This is a genomic window from Curtobacterium flaccumfaciens UCD-AKU, assembly GCF_000349565.1.
Taxonomy (GTDB): domain Bacteria; phylum Actinomycetota; class Actinomycetes; order Actinomycetales; family Microbacteriaceae; genus Curtobacterium; species Curtobacterium poinsettiae.
In genome coordinates this window covers 516,352-532,264 of record NZ_KB714631.1, presented here as the reverse complement: position 1 = coordinate 532,264, position 15,913 = coordinate 516,352, and the positions used below count along the sequence as shown (strand labels likewise).

The following is a 15,913-nucleotide window of genomic DNA, read 5'->3' as shown; positions in this document are numbered from 1 at the left end:
ACCCGACGTCTTCTGCACACTCGCTGCCGCGTCAGGCGGCGGGGACGCCACCCTCGACCGCGGAGGGGTCGTCCGTCGGCCGGTCGCGCCGGAACCACGTGGGGGCCGCGGCGCAGAGCAGGAAGAGTCCGTCGACCGCGAGGCTCCAGACACGGGTGACGACGACGACCACGAGGGCGATCGGCACCGGCATCACGAGGGCCAGCAGGAGGGCCTGGACGCCCTCGCGGACACCGAGCCCGCCGGGCGCGAAGACGGCCAGCATGCTGATCGCCGAGGCCATGCTGGCGGCACCGATCACGAAGGCCGCGTCGGTGATCTTCAGCGAGGGGTACACCCCGAGGGTGATGAAGTAGTACGCCGTGCCGGACAGCACCGCTCCGGCGACGTAGAGACCGGCCCCGCCGAGGACGGTGCCGAGGTTCGGGCGGACGTCGGCTTCGAGCGGCTTGCGGCGCAGGATCTTCAGCGCGATCCCGATCAGGAACACGAAGACCCGCGGGATCAGGCAGACGACACAGCCGACGAACGCCGCGATCATCAGGACGATGAGCCACGGGTCGAGGTTGTGGGTGCGCGGGTCGATGAGCAGCAGCACGAGCGCCAGGGCCAGGGTCGCGGCGATCTGCAGGGCACCCTCGAGCAGGCCGCTCACACCGAGACGGGCCTTCGAGACGCCGTGCTTCGAGGCGAAGTAGACCTTGCCGATGATCCAGGTGGCAGCACCCGGGATGTAGCGGCCCATCCAGGACTTCGCGTACACGTAGGTCAGGGTGACGCCACTGCCCTTCAGCCCGGTCGCACCGAGTCGTCGCAGCAGGTAGAACCAGATGCCGACGCCCCAGTAGCGGAACCCGAGGCTGATCACCGTCGCGAGGGCCACCCACGACCACTGCCAGTCGAGTCCGGCGAGCTGCCCCCAGTCGACGCCGCGCACGTACAGCACGAGGAACACCGCGAGCAGGACGTAGAAGACGATCGGGATCGCCTTGCCGAGGAACCGTCGTCGCTTCGACGGACGCTTCCCCTCGGGCGCGGGGGTGTCGCTGGTGCTGACGGACAAACGGGTCTCCTGCTCAGGTCTCGGGCTCAGGTCATGGTAGACGGTGGGGCGGGCCGCTCCCTGCGGTGCCGCTGCGGCCCTCGCTCGCCCCGTCGCTCGCGCTACCGGGCGAGCTTGATGACCTGGACGCGGCAGGGGACCTCGGGGTCGGTCGACCGGTCGGTGCTGCACGAGATCGTCGCGTTGTACGTGCCGACGACCTTGCCGGCCGCCGAGTAGTCGCGCGCCGGGGCGGTGGCCGCGTCGAACTGCACGAAGTACTGCACGCCCTGGTCGAGGAACAGCTTGCGCATCGCGTCCGACTGGTAGGTGTACCCCTGACCTGAGCGACCGTACACACGCGTGTCGGTCAGGAAGGCGAGCGACGCCAGCGACCGGTAGTTCGACCCGATGACGGTGGCGTCCTCGGGGAGCGCGCCGCTCGCCCGGATCTGGTCGGCGAGCCGGACGATCTCCGGCACCCGGGTCGGGCCGAGGACGCGCAGCGGCTCGGTCCGGTTGACCGACGGGTAGAACGGCGCCGGCGATCCGAGCCAGTTCTGCGTGTACGACGCCAGGGGCACCACGGCGATCGCCAGGCACGCGACGATCGTCCGCACCACGCCACGACGGCGCACCAGTCGCCAGACCGCCGGCAGCATGAGCGCACCGATCATCGCGGTCAGGTAGAAGAGCGGCCAGTAGTAGCGCGCGTTGCCGCCGCCGCTCGACGACGACGTGATCATGCCGTAGCCGACGAAGTAGACCAGGGTCGTCGCGGCGACGATGCAGGTGAAGGCGTAGCGGCGGAAGCGCACGACACCGATGACGAGTGCGGCGGCGAAGAGCAGCGCGATCGGCGCCGCGAACGGGGCGAACGTGCTGATCTTCTGCAGGTAGTACGGCAGGGCGAGCATGCGCTCGTGCAGGTAGTAGCCGGCGCGGGCGGCGATGCCGGACTCCTTCGTGACCTTCGGCGCGGTGTCGTCGCTGGACGACGAGGTGGCCGGCGGCACCACGGCGGGGTCCGGGTTGTCCATCGGGCCCTGCTTGTAGACCGACGGGGTGAAGTCCTCGTTCGGCGAGAAGGCGTGGTCGTTGGGCGGGACCGGCAGGAACGGCCAGTCCGTGGCTCGACCGCCGTCGTCGAACTTCGAACCGATGTTGACCGACAGCGACGACCCGAGCGTCACGGTGTCGTACTTGGCGGTCAGGGCACCGACCCAGGGGGCGATGACGACGACGAACACGACGATCGTCGCGACGGGCGCCGTCCACCAGTGCCGCACGGGCTCGTGGCGACGGCGGGCGGACCAGACGCGCAGCAGCAGCCAGAGGATCACGGCACCGATGGCCACCGGCAGCAGGAACAGCTTGGTGAAGTAGCCGAGGGCTGCGACGGCACCGAGCACGGCCCCGGAGACGACCCGCGCCCGCGTCGATCCGTGCAGCGCCTGGTCGGCCCACCGGAGTGCCCAGAGGAACCCGACGACCCACGCGACGACGAGCAGGTCCGGGGTCTGCACCGGCACGGCGCTCATCAGCGCGGGGATCGCCGTGACCATGAAGACCAGGGCCGGGACGATGCGGTGGTTCTGCGACCAGACGAGCCACCCGCCGATGCCGAGCACCACGGCCGCGGCGAAGCAGTTGACGATCGCGAAGGCCGTCTGCAGGCCGAGGCCGAGCGCGACGAACGGCGCCATCATCCACGAGACCAGCGGCGACCAGTACGCGTTGATCGCATCGGGCAGCCAGCCGTTCGCGTACTCGCGCGCGATGCCCATGTAGGAGATGCCGTCGACGTTGGTGACGCCGAGACGGTTGTGGTAGGCCACCGCAGCGCAGAGGACGACGCCGACCACCGTGAGGACCGCGAGGAGCAGGGGTGCGACCAGGTGCCGGTACCGTCGGGAAGCCGTCCCCGAACGGCCTCGAACGGGCTCGTGGGCGGACTGCGGTGCTGCGGGCGTCGTCACGGTCACGTGCTTCATCATGACATCCGATCGCTTGTCGGACCGCACCGGGCCGGATCGCGAGGGACGCTCGGCGTGTGGGAGACTGCCGGGGACCCCGCTCCGACCACCACGAGGACGTTCGTTGGCCACCGAAACCCGCGCAGCCGAAACCGCAGCCGAACCGAGGGCCGCCGCTCCCCGAGCCGGGGGCCGTCTCGAGTTCCCGTACCTGGACGGTCTCCGCGGACTCGCCGCCCTCGCCGTGGTGTTCTACCACGCGTACCTCTTCACGGGGATGCGGGGCACCGGTCCGACCGAGCTGCCGTGGCTCCGTCCGTTCATCGGGTGGGGCTACCTCGGCGTCCCGCTGTTCATCGTGCTGTCCGGCTACGTGCTGATGCTCCCCGTCGTGACCCGGTTCGACCGCTACCGGTTGCCGGGAGGCTTCTGGAAGTTCATCTGGCGCCGCGCACGACGGATCATCCCGCCGTACTGGGCGTCGCTCGTCGTCTTCGCGCTCATCATCCTGTTCGTCCCCGTGATGGGGCAGCCGGGTGGCACGCAGTGGGACACGAAGTTGCCGATGGGGTGGGGAACCTTCCTCACGCACTTCTTCCTGGTGCACGACTTCTTCCCGCAGTACATCGGCAAGATCAACGGCCCGATGTGGACGGTCGCCGTCGAGTGGCAGATCTACTTCCTCATGCCGCTGCTGATCCTGCCGCTCTGGAAGGTCTTCGGCGGCTGGGCGACGGCGTCCTCGCTGGTCCTGATCGGCATGTGGATGGGCTCCGAGAGCCGCTACTCGTGGATGCACCCGTGGTTCGTCGGCCTCTTCGCGGTCGGCATGCTGGCCGCCGAACTCACCGTGAAGGCCCGTGACGAGCACCTGACCGGCAAGCTGAACGCCTCGAAGCTCGGCGGCCCGCGGTGGCAGGGCGGCGTGTTCGTCGCCGCGATGTTCGTCGGGATGCTCCTCGTCTTCTTCCGCAACCGCGACTACTGGCAGCACCAGACCTGGCCGTCCGAGGTCGTCCTCGGCATCTTCGCCGGCATCCTGCTGACCTGGATGGGACGCCGAGCCGTGTCCGGGCAGCACACCTGGCTGGCACGGTTCTTCGCCTGGAAGCCGTTCGTGCTCGCCGGCCTCGTGTCGTACTCGGTCTACCTCTTCCACAGCCCGCTGCTCGGACTCGGCAACCTGCTGCTCCTGCCGATGGGCCTGTACCCGAAGTGGCAGTTCCTGCTGATGGTCTTCGTGGTGATCCCGGTCACCCTGGCCATCTGCGTCGGGATGTGGTGGCTCGTCGAGCGCAACTTCCTCAACCGCCGGCAGAAGCACGCCACGCGCGAGGTCGCCTCGCGCGGGCGCCTGCCGGAGGTCGAGACCGACGACACCGACACAGCGCCGCGCCGGCGGCGGTAGCCCACCGCGGCGGTAGCCCACCGCGGCGGGTGCCGCCCGTGTGCGCCTGACGGACATGTGTCGCCGAGGCCGGGTAGCATCACTCGGACCTCGGCGTGGGAGATCAGGCCCACGGCATCTCGACAGGGAAGACGAGACCACATGCGCGCACCGATCAGCAGACTCCTCGGACTCGGCACCGCCGCCGTCGTCGCCGGGGCCATCACCTTCGCCAGCGGCCCGGCCGTCGGCGTCACCACGACCGACCCCGCGACCGCGGCACCGGCCCCCACGGCGGGCACGTCGGCTGCGGCGCCGGCGGCAGAGGCACCCAGCGAGCAGCTGTCCATCGCGGAGATGGACCGCACCGGCAACCACACCATGGGTGCCGGCATCGCCGCGCACGCCGGCGAGTCCCACGTCACGACCGCCTCGCCCGACGCCCTGTCCGGCGGCGTGAGCGCGCAGGCCCTCAGCTCCTCCGCCGCTGCCGCCTCCGCCGGCGGTCCGCCCCCGGGCCGGGTGCAGGGCTTCGACATCAGCGCGTGGCAGCCGAGCGTGAACTTCCGGCAGGCGTACGGCAACGGCGCCCGGTTCGTGTACGTCAAGGCGACCGAGGGCACCTCGTACGTCAGCTCGACGTACAAGCAGCAGTACGCGACCGCGAAGCAGCGCAACCTGTACCGCGGTGGCTACGTCTACGCCCAGCCGAGCCAGGCGAGCGGCGCCGCGACGGCGAACTACTTCTTCGCGCACGGCGGCCAGTGGAGCAAGGACGGCAAGACCCTGCCGCCGCTGCTCGACATCGAGTACGGCAGCGCCGCCCAGGGCACCTGCTACGGCAAGTCGTGGTCGTCGATGCGCAGCTGGATCAAGGACTTCAACCGGACGGTCGTCGCCAAGACGGGTCGGTACCCCGCGATCTACACCACGACCGACTGGTGGAAGCGCTGCACGAACAACAGCAACCAGTTCTCGAAGAACCCGTTGTTCGTCGCGATCTACCCGGTGAAGGACTTCACCACGCCCGGCACCCTCGGCCGCAGCTGGTCGAAGTGGACCTTCTGGCAGTGGGCGTCCAGCGGCACGCTCCCCGGCGACCAGGACGTCTACCGCAACGACATCACCTACCTGAAGCGCTTCGCCTCCCGGACGAGCTGACGCCCGTCAGGCACGCGGCTGCACCGTGCGCACCTGGTCAGTCCGTGCGCCGTTGCTCGCTCCGAGCGAGCCTTCAAGCGCGCACGGAGCGGACGGCCCAGCACCGGACAGCGCAGCCCGCACCGCGCGCACGACGGACAGGAGGCCCGTGGCGGTGTCGCCACGGGCCTCCTGTCCGTCACGGGCGCGCGTTCGCGCCCGTCGTGTCAGCGGACGTCGCGCGTCGCCTCGGCGAAGTCGGCGTCGAGTGCGGTCGCCATGCGGGACACGCCCTCGGCGAGCTGCGCACGGACCGTGTCGCGGTCCGCGTCGAGCGCCTCGAGCTGCGCCGTGACGTCGTCGACGAACGTGGGCTCGAGCGCGGCCTCGATCGGCTTCGAGTACGCCTGCTGCCCCATCTGCTCGAAGAACAGCCGACCCTTGTCGACGTAGTAGAGCACCGCGGCCGGCACCCCGGCGATGGTCGCCACGATCGCCGAGTGCAGGCGGCTCGCCAGGAACAGGCGGCTGCGGGACATCAGCCCGGCGTACTCGGACGGCGAGAACTCGTCGGCCTCGACCACGTGGGTGCGGTCGGCGTGCCGCATCAGCGCGATGACCTCGCGGGCGAACGCCGCGTCACCCTCGGACGCCTCCATGTGCATCGGGTAGAACACGACGTCGGCGTCCCAGCGGTCGATGACGCGGTCGGCCAGGTCGGCGACGGCCTGGCGGTAGGTCACGAGTTTGTCGCTGTCGACACCGGTCTGGCGGAAACGCTTCGGCAGGAACCGGAACGGGATCCAGCCGCTGCGCTTGTAGTGGAACCAGCGGCGGACGCCGAAGCCGATCGAGCCGTCGAGCTGCTCGGCGGTCAGGCCGGTGGTGCGCTCGAGCCGCTCGAGCACCTCGGCGTCGGGCGGGGTGACCGTCCCGACGACGGCGGGGTCGAAGGACGACACGATCGGCGTCGTCACGCCCCAGGACAGGAGCTTCTCGCGGGACTCGTCGTCACGGACGGCGAACGCGCTGCACAGGTCGACGGTGGCGCGGATCAGGCGCTTGCTGACCCCGGCGGTGGTCGGGCCGATGCCCTGGAACGCCCCGACGAGGTTCTTGTTGACCGCACGGACGAGCAGCATCTTGCCGAACCAGTACACGAGGCCGAGCTTGTTCGTGTAGTCCTTCAGGATCTCGCCGCCACCCCAGAGCACCACGTCGGCGCCGCGGGCGGCACGCAGCAGGGCGAACAGGTCGCCGATGCCCGTGCTGTACGGGGAGACCGGCAGGAACCGGATCCCGAACCACGCGGCGTCCCGCTCGGGGTACTGGGACAGGGACACGATCTCGGCGTCGGGCCACCGGCGGCGGACGAGCTCGACGTTGCCGGCGAGGATCGCCCGGTCCCCGCGGTTGTGGGGCGAATCGCTATTGTGGATCAGTACGCGCACGGGGTGAGAGCCTACCGGACCGTCCCCCGCCACCCCCGGAAAGGCACGATGTCCCGCACCACTCGCTCCGCCCGCTCCCCCCATGGACGCCCCCGCCTGCTCGTCCTGGGCTCGACGTTCCCGGCCCGACCGGACGACGGGGTGCCGGCGTTCGTGCTCGACCTCGCCCACCAGGAGGCGACCGAGTTCGACACCCTCGTCCTCACGCCCCGCGTGCCCGGCGGTGCCACGAAGGAGCGCATCGGCGAGGTCGCGGTCCGTCGCTACCCGTACTTCCCGCGTCGCTTCGAGGACCTGGCCGACGGCGCGATCCTCGACAACCTCAAGGAACGCCGCTCCCGCATCGTGCAGGTGCCCGCCCTGGTGCTCGCGCAGTACCTGGCCGTGCGGCGCGTGGTGCGTTCTGCGAGGCCCGACGTCATCCACGCGCACTGGGCCATCCCCCAGGCCCTCGTCGCGACCCTGGCCGCTCCGGGCGTGCCCGTCGTCGTGACCACCCACGGCGGGGACATCTACGCGCTCCGTGCGGCTCCCCTCGTCCGCCTCAAGCGGTGGATCTTCGGGCGGTCAGCGCACGTCACCACCGTCAACTCCGAGATGCGTGATCGGCTGACCGAGTGGGGCGTGCCCGAGTCACGCTCGACCGTGATCCCGATGGGTGTCGACCTGGGCCCGGCCCGCGACACCCGCGCGCGCGTCGCGCCACAGGAGCACCACGTGGTCGCCGTCGGGCGGTTGGTCGAGAAGAAGGGCTTCGGCAACCTGATCGAGGCGCTCCGCGGCCTGGGCGACGACGTGCCGTGGCGGCTCACCGTCGTCGGTGACGGCCCGTACCGGACCCAGCTCGAGCAGCAGGCTGCAGGGCTGCCGGTGTCGTTCCTCGGCCAGCGTGGCCGCACCGAGGTCCTCGAGACCCTGGCCTCGGCGACCGTCGTCGCCGTTCCGTCGATCCCGGCGGCGAACGGCGACCAGGAGGGCCTGCCGGTGACCCTGCTCGAGGCCGCGGCGGTCGGCGCCGCGATCGTGGCGAGCGACCTGCCCGGCATCCGGGACGTCGTGCAGGACGACGTGTCCGGCGTGCTCGTACCCCCGGGCGACGTCCCGGCACTCCGCGCGGCACTGCAGCGCGTGCTCACCGACGACACGGCGCGGACGCGCTACCAGGAGCAGGCCGTCGTCTCGGCGGCGGAGTTCTCCACCGAACGGATCGGCGAGCGGTACCGCGCGGTGCTGCGCGCAGCCATCGGCTGACGACGCGATGAACGCACAGGAGGCCCGGTGCCGGTCCCACGGACCGGCACCGGGCCTCCTGTCGGTCGCGGCTAGCGCCCCATGCCGCGGTACGTGAAGCCGGCGGCAGTCCACGCCTCGCGGTCGAGGCAGTTGCGGCCGTCGATGACGACGGGCGACGCAACGAGCGCGGCAGCGGCCGTCGCGTCGAGCTCGCGGAACTCGGTCCACTCGGTCAGCACGAGCACGAGCTCCGCTCCACCCAGCGCCTCGGCAGCGCTCTCGACGTAGTCGAGCTCGGGGTGCACGCGGCGCGCGGTGACGACGGCCTCGGGGTCGTACGCCGAGACGACGGCGCCGAGTTCGTGCAGGCGAGCGGCGATGTCGAGTGCCGGCGAGTCGCGGACGTCGTCGGAGTTCGGCTTGAAGGCCAGGCCGAGCACGGCGACGCGCTTGCCGCTGACGACCCCACCGAGCAGCTCCTGCGCCAGCTCGACGACGTGCGCGCGACGGCGCAGGTTCGTGGCGTCGACGTCGGCCAGGAACGCCAGGGACTCCCCGACGCCCAGCTCGTTCGCCCGCGCCTGGAACGCGCGGATGTCCTTCGGCAGGCATCCGCCACCGAAGCCGAGACCGGCGTTCAGGAACTTGCGGCCGATGCGGGCGTCGTGGCCGATCGCGTCGGCGAGCGCCGTGACGTCGGCACCGGCGACCTCGGCGATCTCGGCCATCGAGTTGATGAAGGAGATCTTCGTGGCGAGGAACGCGTTGGCGCTGATCTTCACGAGCTCGGCGGTGGGCAGGTTGACGACGAGTCGGGGCGTGCCGGTGGACAGTGCCTCGGCGTAGACCTCGTCGAGGGCGGCGACGGCCTGCTCGCCGGCCGCACCGTCGGGCACGCCGTACACGAAGCGGTCCGGCGCGATGGTGTCCTGCACCGCGAAGCCCTCACGCAGGAACTCGGGGTTCCAGACGAGCGTGGCACCGGGGACGGCCTCGCTGACCTCGGCGGCCAGGCGCGCCGCGGTGCCGACGGGCACGGTCGACTTGCCGACGACGAACTCGCCGGCGGCCAAGTGCGGGGTGAGCGCGGCGACGGCGGCGTTCACGTAGGTCAGGTCCGCGGCGCCGGTGGGGCCCTGCGGGGTGCCGACGGCGAGGAAGTGCACGCCGGCACCGGCGACCTCGGCCATGTCGGTGGTGAAGCGGATCCGACCGGACTCGAGGGCCTCGGTCAGGATCTCGGGCAGGCCGGGCTCGAAGAAGGGGGCCTCGCCGGCAGCGAGCCGCTCGATCTTGGTGGGGTCGACGTCCACAGCGACGACCTCGTGTCCGAGTTTGGCCATGGAGGCGGCGTGCACGGCACCGAGGTAGCCGCAGCCGATGACAGAGATACGCACGTCGAAGACGGTACCGGTTTCTCGCCGAAGTCTCACCACTGCTCCCCAGGGGGTGTCGCGGCGTCCGCGGTCAGGCCCGCACGTCGCCCCACGGCGGACGGTCCGGACCGCCGACGATCTCGTCCCAGTCCGGCTCACGGTGCCGACGCCTGGCCTCGTACGCCTCCACCAGGTCGTGCAGCACGGCGACGACGAGGTCGGCGTGCGGCACGTCGGCGAGGACCACCGCCGGGTCGTCCCCGGGGAACACCAGCACGTCACCGGAGCGGAACAGGCCCTGCAGGCCCCGACGCCGCACCGTGACGTCGTAGCCGCGGGAGTGCAGGAGCTCCCGCCGCGTCCGGGTGCCGAGGCCGCCCACCACGACCAGACGACGGGTGGTGACGACGTACCGCTCCGACATCCAGCGGAACAGCGGGACCGCGCCGCCGAACACGACGAGCACCAGGACGACGAGCGCGACGACGGCGTTCAGCCACGCCAGCTGGGCCTGGAACACGCCGAAGCCGAACCCGCCGGCCGCGGTGACGAGCACGACGAACACCGCCGGGCGCACCAGCCGACGGGCGTGCGGTCGCAGGCGTGCGACGACACGTTCGGGCGGGGGCTCGGCGGTCATGCCGTCATGCATACCGCAGGTGGGTGACGTCCCCCACCGCGACGCCCCTGGTGCGCCCCGCCTGGTCCCGGATCGTGATGCGACCGGCGTCGTCGATGCCGGTCGCGTCGGCTTCCTCGACGCTGCCGTCCGGCAGCTCGAGACGGATGCGGCGACCGATCGTGCCGCACGCGGCGCGGACGTGGGTCCGGACCGTCTCGGCGGCGTGACCACCCGCGACCAGGCCGGCCACCGCCTCCAGGACGGAGCGCAGGAACGCGGACAGGACCGCGTCGGCCAGGGCGGGTGCGTCGTCGGCCGCGCCCGCGAGCAGGAGCGAGGTGGACGTGGGGGTGGGCAGCCGGTCGGCCGGGATCGTCAGGTTGACGCCGGCGCCGACCACGACGCTGCCGTCGGCGGCGACCTGGCAGAGGATCCCGCACACCTTGTGCCCGCCGACCTGCACGTCGTTCGGCCACTTCACGACGACGTCCGCGCCGGCGGGGAGCACCGACGCGATCGCGTCGCGCATCGCCGCACCGGCGACCAGGGGCAGCCAGCCGCGGTCGTGGTCGTCGAGGTCGGCGCGGACGAGCACGCTGGCGGCGAGCGTCTCACCGGCCGGAGCGGTCCAGGTGCGGTCGAGCCGGCCCCGCCCCGCGGTCTGGTGCAGGGTCGCGACGACGCTCCCGTGCTGCTGCTCGGGCGCTGCGGCGAGCAGGTCCGCGTTGGTGGACCCGGTCTCGGCGGGGGCGGTGATGGTCGCGCCCGTCGACCGGACCGCCTCGCTGCTGGCGGGGAACGACGGCGACGGGGATGTGGACATGCACGCAAATGTACGGGCAGGAACCGTGGGGGTCCTCCAACCGGCAGCGTCCCACCCGCCGGTAGGGTGAGCGGGTGACTTCAGGAGACACCCCCGATCTGTCGACGACGGCCGGCCGGCTGGCCGACCTCCGCGACCGGTACCACGAGGCCGTGACCGCCGCGGGCGAATCCGCCATCGCCAAGCAGCACGCGAAGGGCAAGGGCACCGCTCGCGAACGCATCGAGCAGCTGCTCGATCCGAACTCCTTCGTGGAGTTCGACGAGTTCGTGCGGCACCGCACCACGTCGTTCGGCATGGACGCCAAGCGCCCCTACGGTGACGCGGTCGTCACCGGCGTCGGCACGATCCACGGCCGGAACGTCGCCGTGTACGCGCAGGACTTCACGGTCTTCGGCGGGTCGCTCGGCGAGGTCGCCGGCGAGAAGATCATCAAGGTCATGCAGCACGCGCTCAAGACGGGCGTGCCGATCATCGGCATCCTCGACTCCGGCGGCGCCCGCATCCAGGAAGGCGTCGTCGCGCTCGGCAAGTACGGCGAGATCTTCCGCCTCAACACCCAGGCCTCCGGCGTCATCCCGCAGCTCTCCATCGTGATGGGCCCGGCGGCCGGCGGTGCGGTGTACTCCCCCGCCCTCACCGACTTCGTGATCATGGTCGACAAGACCAGCCACATGTTCGTCACCGGTCCGGACGTCATCAAGACCGTCACCGGCGAGGACGTCGGCTTCGAGGAGCTCGGCGGCGCCCAGACGCACAACGCGGTCTCCGGTGTGGCCCACTACATGGCCGAGGACGAGACCGACGCGCTCGACTACGCCCGCTCGCTGATCGGGTTCCTGCCGGACAACAACCTGTCCGACCCGCCCGCGTACGACGTCGCCCCGGAGCTCGAGACCACGGACGCCGACCACGAGCTCGACGTCGTGATCCCGGACTCCACGAACCAGCCGTACGACGTCACCACGATCATCGAGCACATCGTCGACGACGGTGAGTTCCTCGAGGTCCAGCCGCTCTTCGCGCCGAACATCCTGATCGGCTTCGGCCGGGTCGAGGGCCGCACAGTCGGCATCATCGCGAACCAGCCGCAGGCGATGGCCGGCACGCTGAACATCGACGCCGGCGAGAAGGCCGCCCGCTTCGTGCGATTCTGCGACGCCTTCGGCATCCCGATCCTGACCCTGGTCGACGTGCCCGGCTACCTGCCCGGCACCGACCAGGAGTGGACCGGCGTCATCCGCCGCGGCGCGAAGCTGCTCTACGCCTACGCCGAGGCCACCGTCCCGCTCGTCACCGTCATCACCCGCAAGGCCTACGGCGGCGCGTACATCGTGATGGGCTCGAAGCAGCTCGGCGCCGACATCAACCTCGCGTGGCCGACCGCCGAGATCGCCGTGATGGGCGGTCAGGGCGCCGTCAACATCCTGTACCGCGCCGAGATCAAGCGGGCCGAGGAGTCCGGCGAGGACGTCGCCGCGGTCCGGACGAAGCTCGCCAACGAGTACACGTACAACGTGGCGTCGCCGTACCTGGCGGCCGAGCGTGGTGAGCTCGACGGCATCATCCAGCCGCACGCCACCCGCGTGTCGGTCATCAAGGCCCTCCGGTCGCTGCGGGGCAAGCGTGCAACGCTGCCGCCGAAGAAGCACGGGAACATCCCGCTCTGATGGGACGCCACGCAGCACCCGTGCCCTCGGACGAGCCCGCTTCGGTGGCGGACGTCCGGGTGGTCTCCGGCGAACCCACCCCCGAGGAGCTCGCCGCCGTCGTGGCCGTCCTGCAGCGGCAGGCCGACGAGGCCGCGGCGGCCGGACGCGCTGCCGTCGTCGTCGAACCGCGCACCGGCTGGGACGTGGCGGCTCGGGGGCTCCGCCGCCCGCTCGAGGACGGACCGGGCGCCTGGGGTCGATCGCTCCGCTGATGTACCCCTCGGTGCGCGGCCGATCATGACGGTCACGGGGCGCACTTCCCGGTCGGTATCCCCTCGCTCGGGGGACACGATCTGCGGATGCGGACCGGAAATGCCGAAATTGTCCCCCATAATGACGACTGACACGCAGCTGGTGCGTGGGCATAGTAGTTGGTGTTCGGTGTCCTTCAACGAAAGACATCGCAGGACGGTGGCCGACTAGGGTACGAAGCCACCGCCCGCTGCGAGGCAGGGCGACATTCGGGTTGTCGCTCAGCCTCGGGTCGTGAACGGGCCGGTCGGTATCCGACCGGCCCGTTCCCCGTTTCCGGGGCGTGTGGCGGGTGCTGCGGCGGCTGCGGGGGGCGACACCGAGCCGATGCGGAACGGCATCGTCGCTGTCGTACGACAGCGACGTGGTCGCTTCCACGCACGCGCCAGCCCGGCGCACCCACGTGACGGCCGGGAGGCCCGTGCCGGGGCCGCCACGGGCCTCCCGGCTGTCCCCCATCGCGTCCACCGCCGCCCGCACGCCCGGCGCACCACGCGCGTCCGCAGCACCGTGCGCACCACGTTCGCGACGATCCACCTGTCGATCACGTGGTGCATCGTCGCAACACGCGCGCAGCGTGCCGCGCGCAGCGTGCGCTACGCCGGCTCGTGCCGCGGGATCTCCAGCCAGAGCGCGACGGAGTCGTCCTCGTCACCGTCGTCGTCGTCCAGCCTCGCTCCGAGCGCGGCCGACTCGCTCGCCGCCACGTCGAGGCGGAGCCCGACGACGGTCACCGCGGAGTCGGAGCCCTCGCCGACGGTCCGGACGATGACGTTGTCGGCGTCGCGGGCCTGCCGCAGCGCCTCGGCGACGCGGGCGTGGATGCGACGGATGTCCGGGGCGTCCAGGTCGTCGAGCCCGCCGTCGTCGTGCAGCTGGACGGTCGCTCCGCGGCGACGCAGGCGCATCACCTCGTCGCGGACGTCGTCCGACAGCAGCGACCGGCCGCGGATCTCGTCACGGATGGCCTGCTCGAGGTGCAGGCACTCGGCACGGTCGGCCTCGTCCAGGTCCCCGCAGGAGTCGATGATGCGCTGGAGCATCGGCAGGGCCATCCGGGTGGTCTGGCTCAGCCGGAACTGCCGCTCGAACACGTGGGCGTCCTGCGCAGCCTGCCAGTCGGCGGTCTCCTGCTCGGCGAGGACGAGCTCACGGGTGTTGCGGATGGCGCGGCTCATCGCGGCCGCGAAGACGGTGGCGATCGCGACCCAGGCGACACTGCCGACCACGCCCAGACCGCCGAGCGAGCCGAGGCCGGCCCAGGCGACGGTGTACACGGTCAGGAACAGCACGCCGGCCCACGCGAACGGACCCCGGCCGCGCACGACGAGCACGACCATGAGCGTGCCGATCGCCGCGATCCACCAGGTGGCGGAGCCGGGTCCGCGACCCTCGACGACGACCGGGGCGGCAATCACCGGCATCACGATCGCGGTGGCGAGGGAGAAGCAGGCCGTCCAGACCGGCAGGATCTTGCCGGGGACGAACAGTGCGAGGCCGGTGGCCGCGGCGTAGAGCGCCATGCAGGCGATGATCGGGGCGACCTGGTCGACCCGCGGGAGCGTGGCCGCGGCGAGGACCAGGTGGTAGACGGAGAACAGCGACGCGAGTCCGAGGGCGATGCTCGCCGGCAGGGAGACCTTCATGCGGTCGTCCTCGCAGCCGGCGACCACGTGAGCACGATGCGGGTGCCCTCGCCCGGCGCGGTGTGCACCTCGGCGTGCCCGTCGACGGTCGCGATCCGCTCGACGATGGAGCGGCGGACCCCCAGGCGTTCAGCGGGGATGGCCGCGACGTCGAACCCGCGGCCGTCGTCGCCGACCTCGACGCGCACGCCCTGCCCCTGCTGCTCGATGCTGACCCAGCGGGAGACGTCGCAGTCGCCGGCGTGCTGCACGCTGTTCACCGCGGCCTGCAGCGCCGCCGAGGCCAGCGCGTCCGCGACCGACGCGGGCAGGCGGACCGACCCGGTCGTCGTCGGGACGAGGCGGACAGGCGCGGGGAGGGCGCCGATCCCCTCGCGGATGCGCGCCCGGAGTTCCCCGAGCGCGACCGGTTCGACGTCACCCGGGCCGTCGGTGGCCGCGGCCTCGAGGTGGTCGATCGCGTTCCGGGCCATCCTCGCCGCGAGGGTCTTGGCCTCGAGCGTGTCGGCACGTGCAGCGGAGAGCAGCGTCGTCAGGACGCTGTCGTGCACGATCGCGTCCACCTGGACCCGTTCAACCTCCGTCGCGTGCTCCCGGATGGCGAGCGAGTACCGCCGCACGGCCGTGGACTGCGCCGTGTCGACCGCCGTGGCCGCGCGGCGCAGCACCACCGCGATGACGAGCACCGCGCCGCTGAGGAGCGCCGTGTAGACCCCGTCGAGCAGCACCGCGAGGACGCCGACGTCGCCGCCGAGCGGGCTGAGCCGGACGACGACGTACACCGCCGGCACGAGCGCGGTGTAGACCGTCGCACGCCACGTGGCGAAGCCCATCGCCGCCGCCGTGCAGCCGACCGTGCAGAACCACCACGGCCACGGCTGCTGCGACGACGGGATGGGCTCCTGCACGGTCGCCGTCCACGTCACGAGCGCGACGAGGAACAGCAGCGCGCAGATGATCTGCGCCATCTGGGCGACCCGCTGCACGAAGGCCGCTACGCCGATGAGCACGAACGACGCCGCGAGCGCGAGCATCAGCGTCGGCCCCCAGAACGGGTCGAGGTACGGCAGCTGCTGCACGACCGCCGGCGCGTCGACGATGCCGAGCCCGATCGCGGCCATCGCCAAAAGGATCGCGAACGCCCGCTCCACCGATGCCTGCGTGATCGAGGCGCGGACGCTGCGCGCCGGATCGGCACCGAACGGTGCCGGTTCGACGGCCGTCCGCCCCGGCTCAGCCGCGGTGACCATCCG

Annotated in this window: 13 protein-coding genes; 5 read left to right on the top strand and 8 right to left on the bottom strand. The window is 71.5% G+C overall.

What is annotated here, in order from left to right; translation table 11 throughout:
* Positions 1–31 precede the first annotated feature (31 nt).
* Together H489_RS38435 and H489_RS38430 are read right to left on the bottom strand one after the other, a co-directional pair.
* A complete protein-coding gene (locus H489_RS38435; protein ID WP_017888770.1) occupies positions 32–1,063 on the bottom strand; it encodes a lysylphosphatidylglycerol synthase domain-containing protein in 1,032 nt (343 codons plus the stop codon).
* A gap of 101 nt (positions 1,064–1,164) precedes the next feature.
* Positions 1,165–3,036 carry a hypothetical protein gene (locus H489_RS38430; RefSeq protein WP_139179874.1) on the bottom strand — a complete coding sequence of 624 codons (1,872 nt, stop codon included), beginning with the start codon at positions 3,034–3,036 and terminating at the stop codon, positions 1,165–1,167.
* A 106-nt stretch (positions 3,037–3,142) separates the two neighbouring features.
* On the opposite strand from H489_RS38430, the gene H489_RS36075 reads away from it, so the two are divergent.
* Together H489_RS36075 and H489_RS36070 are read left to right on the top strand one after the other, a co-directional pair.
* Positions 3,143–4,426 (top strand): acyltransferase family protein, encoded by a 1,284-nt coding sequence (locus tag H489_RS36075; protein WP_017888768.1) that lies wholly within the window; start codon positions 3,143–3,145, stop codon positions 4,424–4,426.
* 141 nt (positions 4,427–4,567) lie between these two features.
* On the top strand, positions 4,568–5,566 hold the full coding sequence (locus H489_RS36070; protein ID WP_017888767.1) for a GH25 family lysozyme: 999 nt from the start codon (positions 4,568–4,570) through the stop codon (positions 5,564–5,566).
* A gap of 206 nt (positions 5,567–5,772) precedes the next feature.
* Here the strand turns inward: H489_RS36070 and H489_RS36065 are convergent, their stop codons facing one another.
* Positions 5,773–6,996, bottom strand: a complete 1,224-nt coding sequence (locus tag H489_RS36065) for a polysaccharide pyruvyl transferase family protein (RefSeq protein WP_017888766.1) — start codon at positions 6,994–6,996, stop codon at positions 5,773–5,775.
* A 48-nt stretch (positions 6,997–7,044) separates the two neighbouring features.
* On the opposite strand from H489_RS36065, the gene H489_RS37945 reads away from it, so the two are divergent.
* Complete coding sequence (locus tag H489_RS37945; RefSeq protein WP_152427355.1) at positions 7,045–8,247, top strand: glycosyltransferase; 1,203 nt, start codon at positions 7,045–7,047, stop codon at positions 8,245–8,247.
* 71 nt (positions 8,248–8,318) lie between these two features.
* Here the strand turns inward: H489_RS37945 and H489_RS36055 are convergent, their stop codons facing one another.
* The 3 genes from H489_RS36055 to H489_RS36045 all read right to left on the bottom strand — a co-directional run bounded on the left by H489_RS36055 (position 8,319) and on the right by H489_RS36045 (position 11,050).
* Complete coding sequence (locus H489_RS36055; protein WP_017888764.1) at positions 8,319–9,626, bottom strand: UDP-glucose dehydrogenase family protein; 1,308 nt, start codon at positions 9,624–9,626, stop codon at positions 8,319–8,321.
* A gap of 70 nt (positions 9,627–9,696) precedes the next feature.
* Positions 9,697–10,245, bottom strand: a complete 549-nt coding sequence (locus tag H489_RS36050; RefSeq protein ID WP_017888763.1) for a PH domain-containing protein — start codon at positions 10,243–10,245, stop codon at positions 9,697–9,699.
* Positions 10,246–10,249: 4 nt separating this feature from the next.
* Positions 10,250–11,050, bottom strand: coding sequence for a biotin--[acetyl-CoA-carboxylase] ligase (locus H489_RS36045; RefSeq protein ID WP_017888762.1), 801 nt, complete (start codon positions 11,048–11,050; stop codon positions 10,250–10,252).
* A gap of 74 nt (positions 11,051–11,124) precedes the next feature.
* Here H489_RS36045 and H489_RS36040 point away from each other — a divergent pair, with 74 nt between their 5' ends.
* Complete coding sequence (locus tag H489_RS36040) at positions 11,125–12,720, top strand: acyl-CoA carboxylase subunit beta (RefSeq protein WP_017888761.1); 1,596 nt, start codon at positions 11,125–11,127, stop codon at positions 12,718–12,720.
* Positions 12,720–12,974 (top strand): acyl-CoA carboxylase subunit epsilon, encoded by a 255-nt coding sequence (locus H489_RS36035; RefSeq protein WP_017888760.1) that lies wholly within the window; start codon positions 12,720–12,722, stop codon positions 12,972–12,974. The genes H489_RS36040 and H489_RS36035 overlap by 1 nt, the downstream gene beginning before the upstream one ends.
* Before the next feature lie 636 nt (positions 12,975–13,610).
* On the opposite strand, the gene H489_RS36030 is transcribed toward H489_RS36035, so the two are convergent.
* Both H489_RS36030 and H489_RS36025 read right to left on the bottom strand, forming a co-directional pair.
* On the bottom strand, positions 13,611–14,660 hold the full coding sequence (locus H489_RS36030; RefSeq protein WP_031260562.1) for a hypothetical protein: 1,050 nt from the start codon (positions 14,658–14,660) through the stop codon (positions 13,611–13,613).
* Positions 14,657–15,910 (bottom strand): sensor histidine kinase, encoded by a 1,254-nt coding sequence (locus H489_RS36025; protein WP_017888758.1) that lies wholly within the window; start codon positions 15,908–15,910, stop codon positions 14,657–14,659. The genes H489_RS36030 and H489_RS36025 overlap by 4 nt, the downstream gene beginning before the upstream one ends.
* Positions 15,911–15,913: the final 3 nt, after the last annotated feature.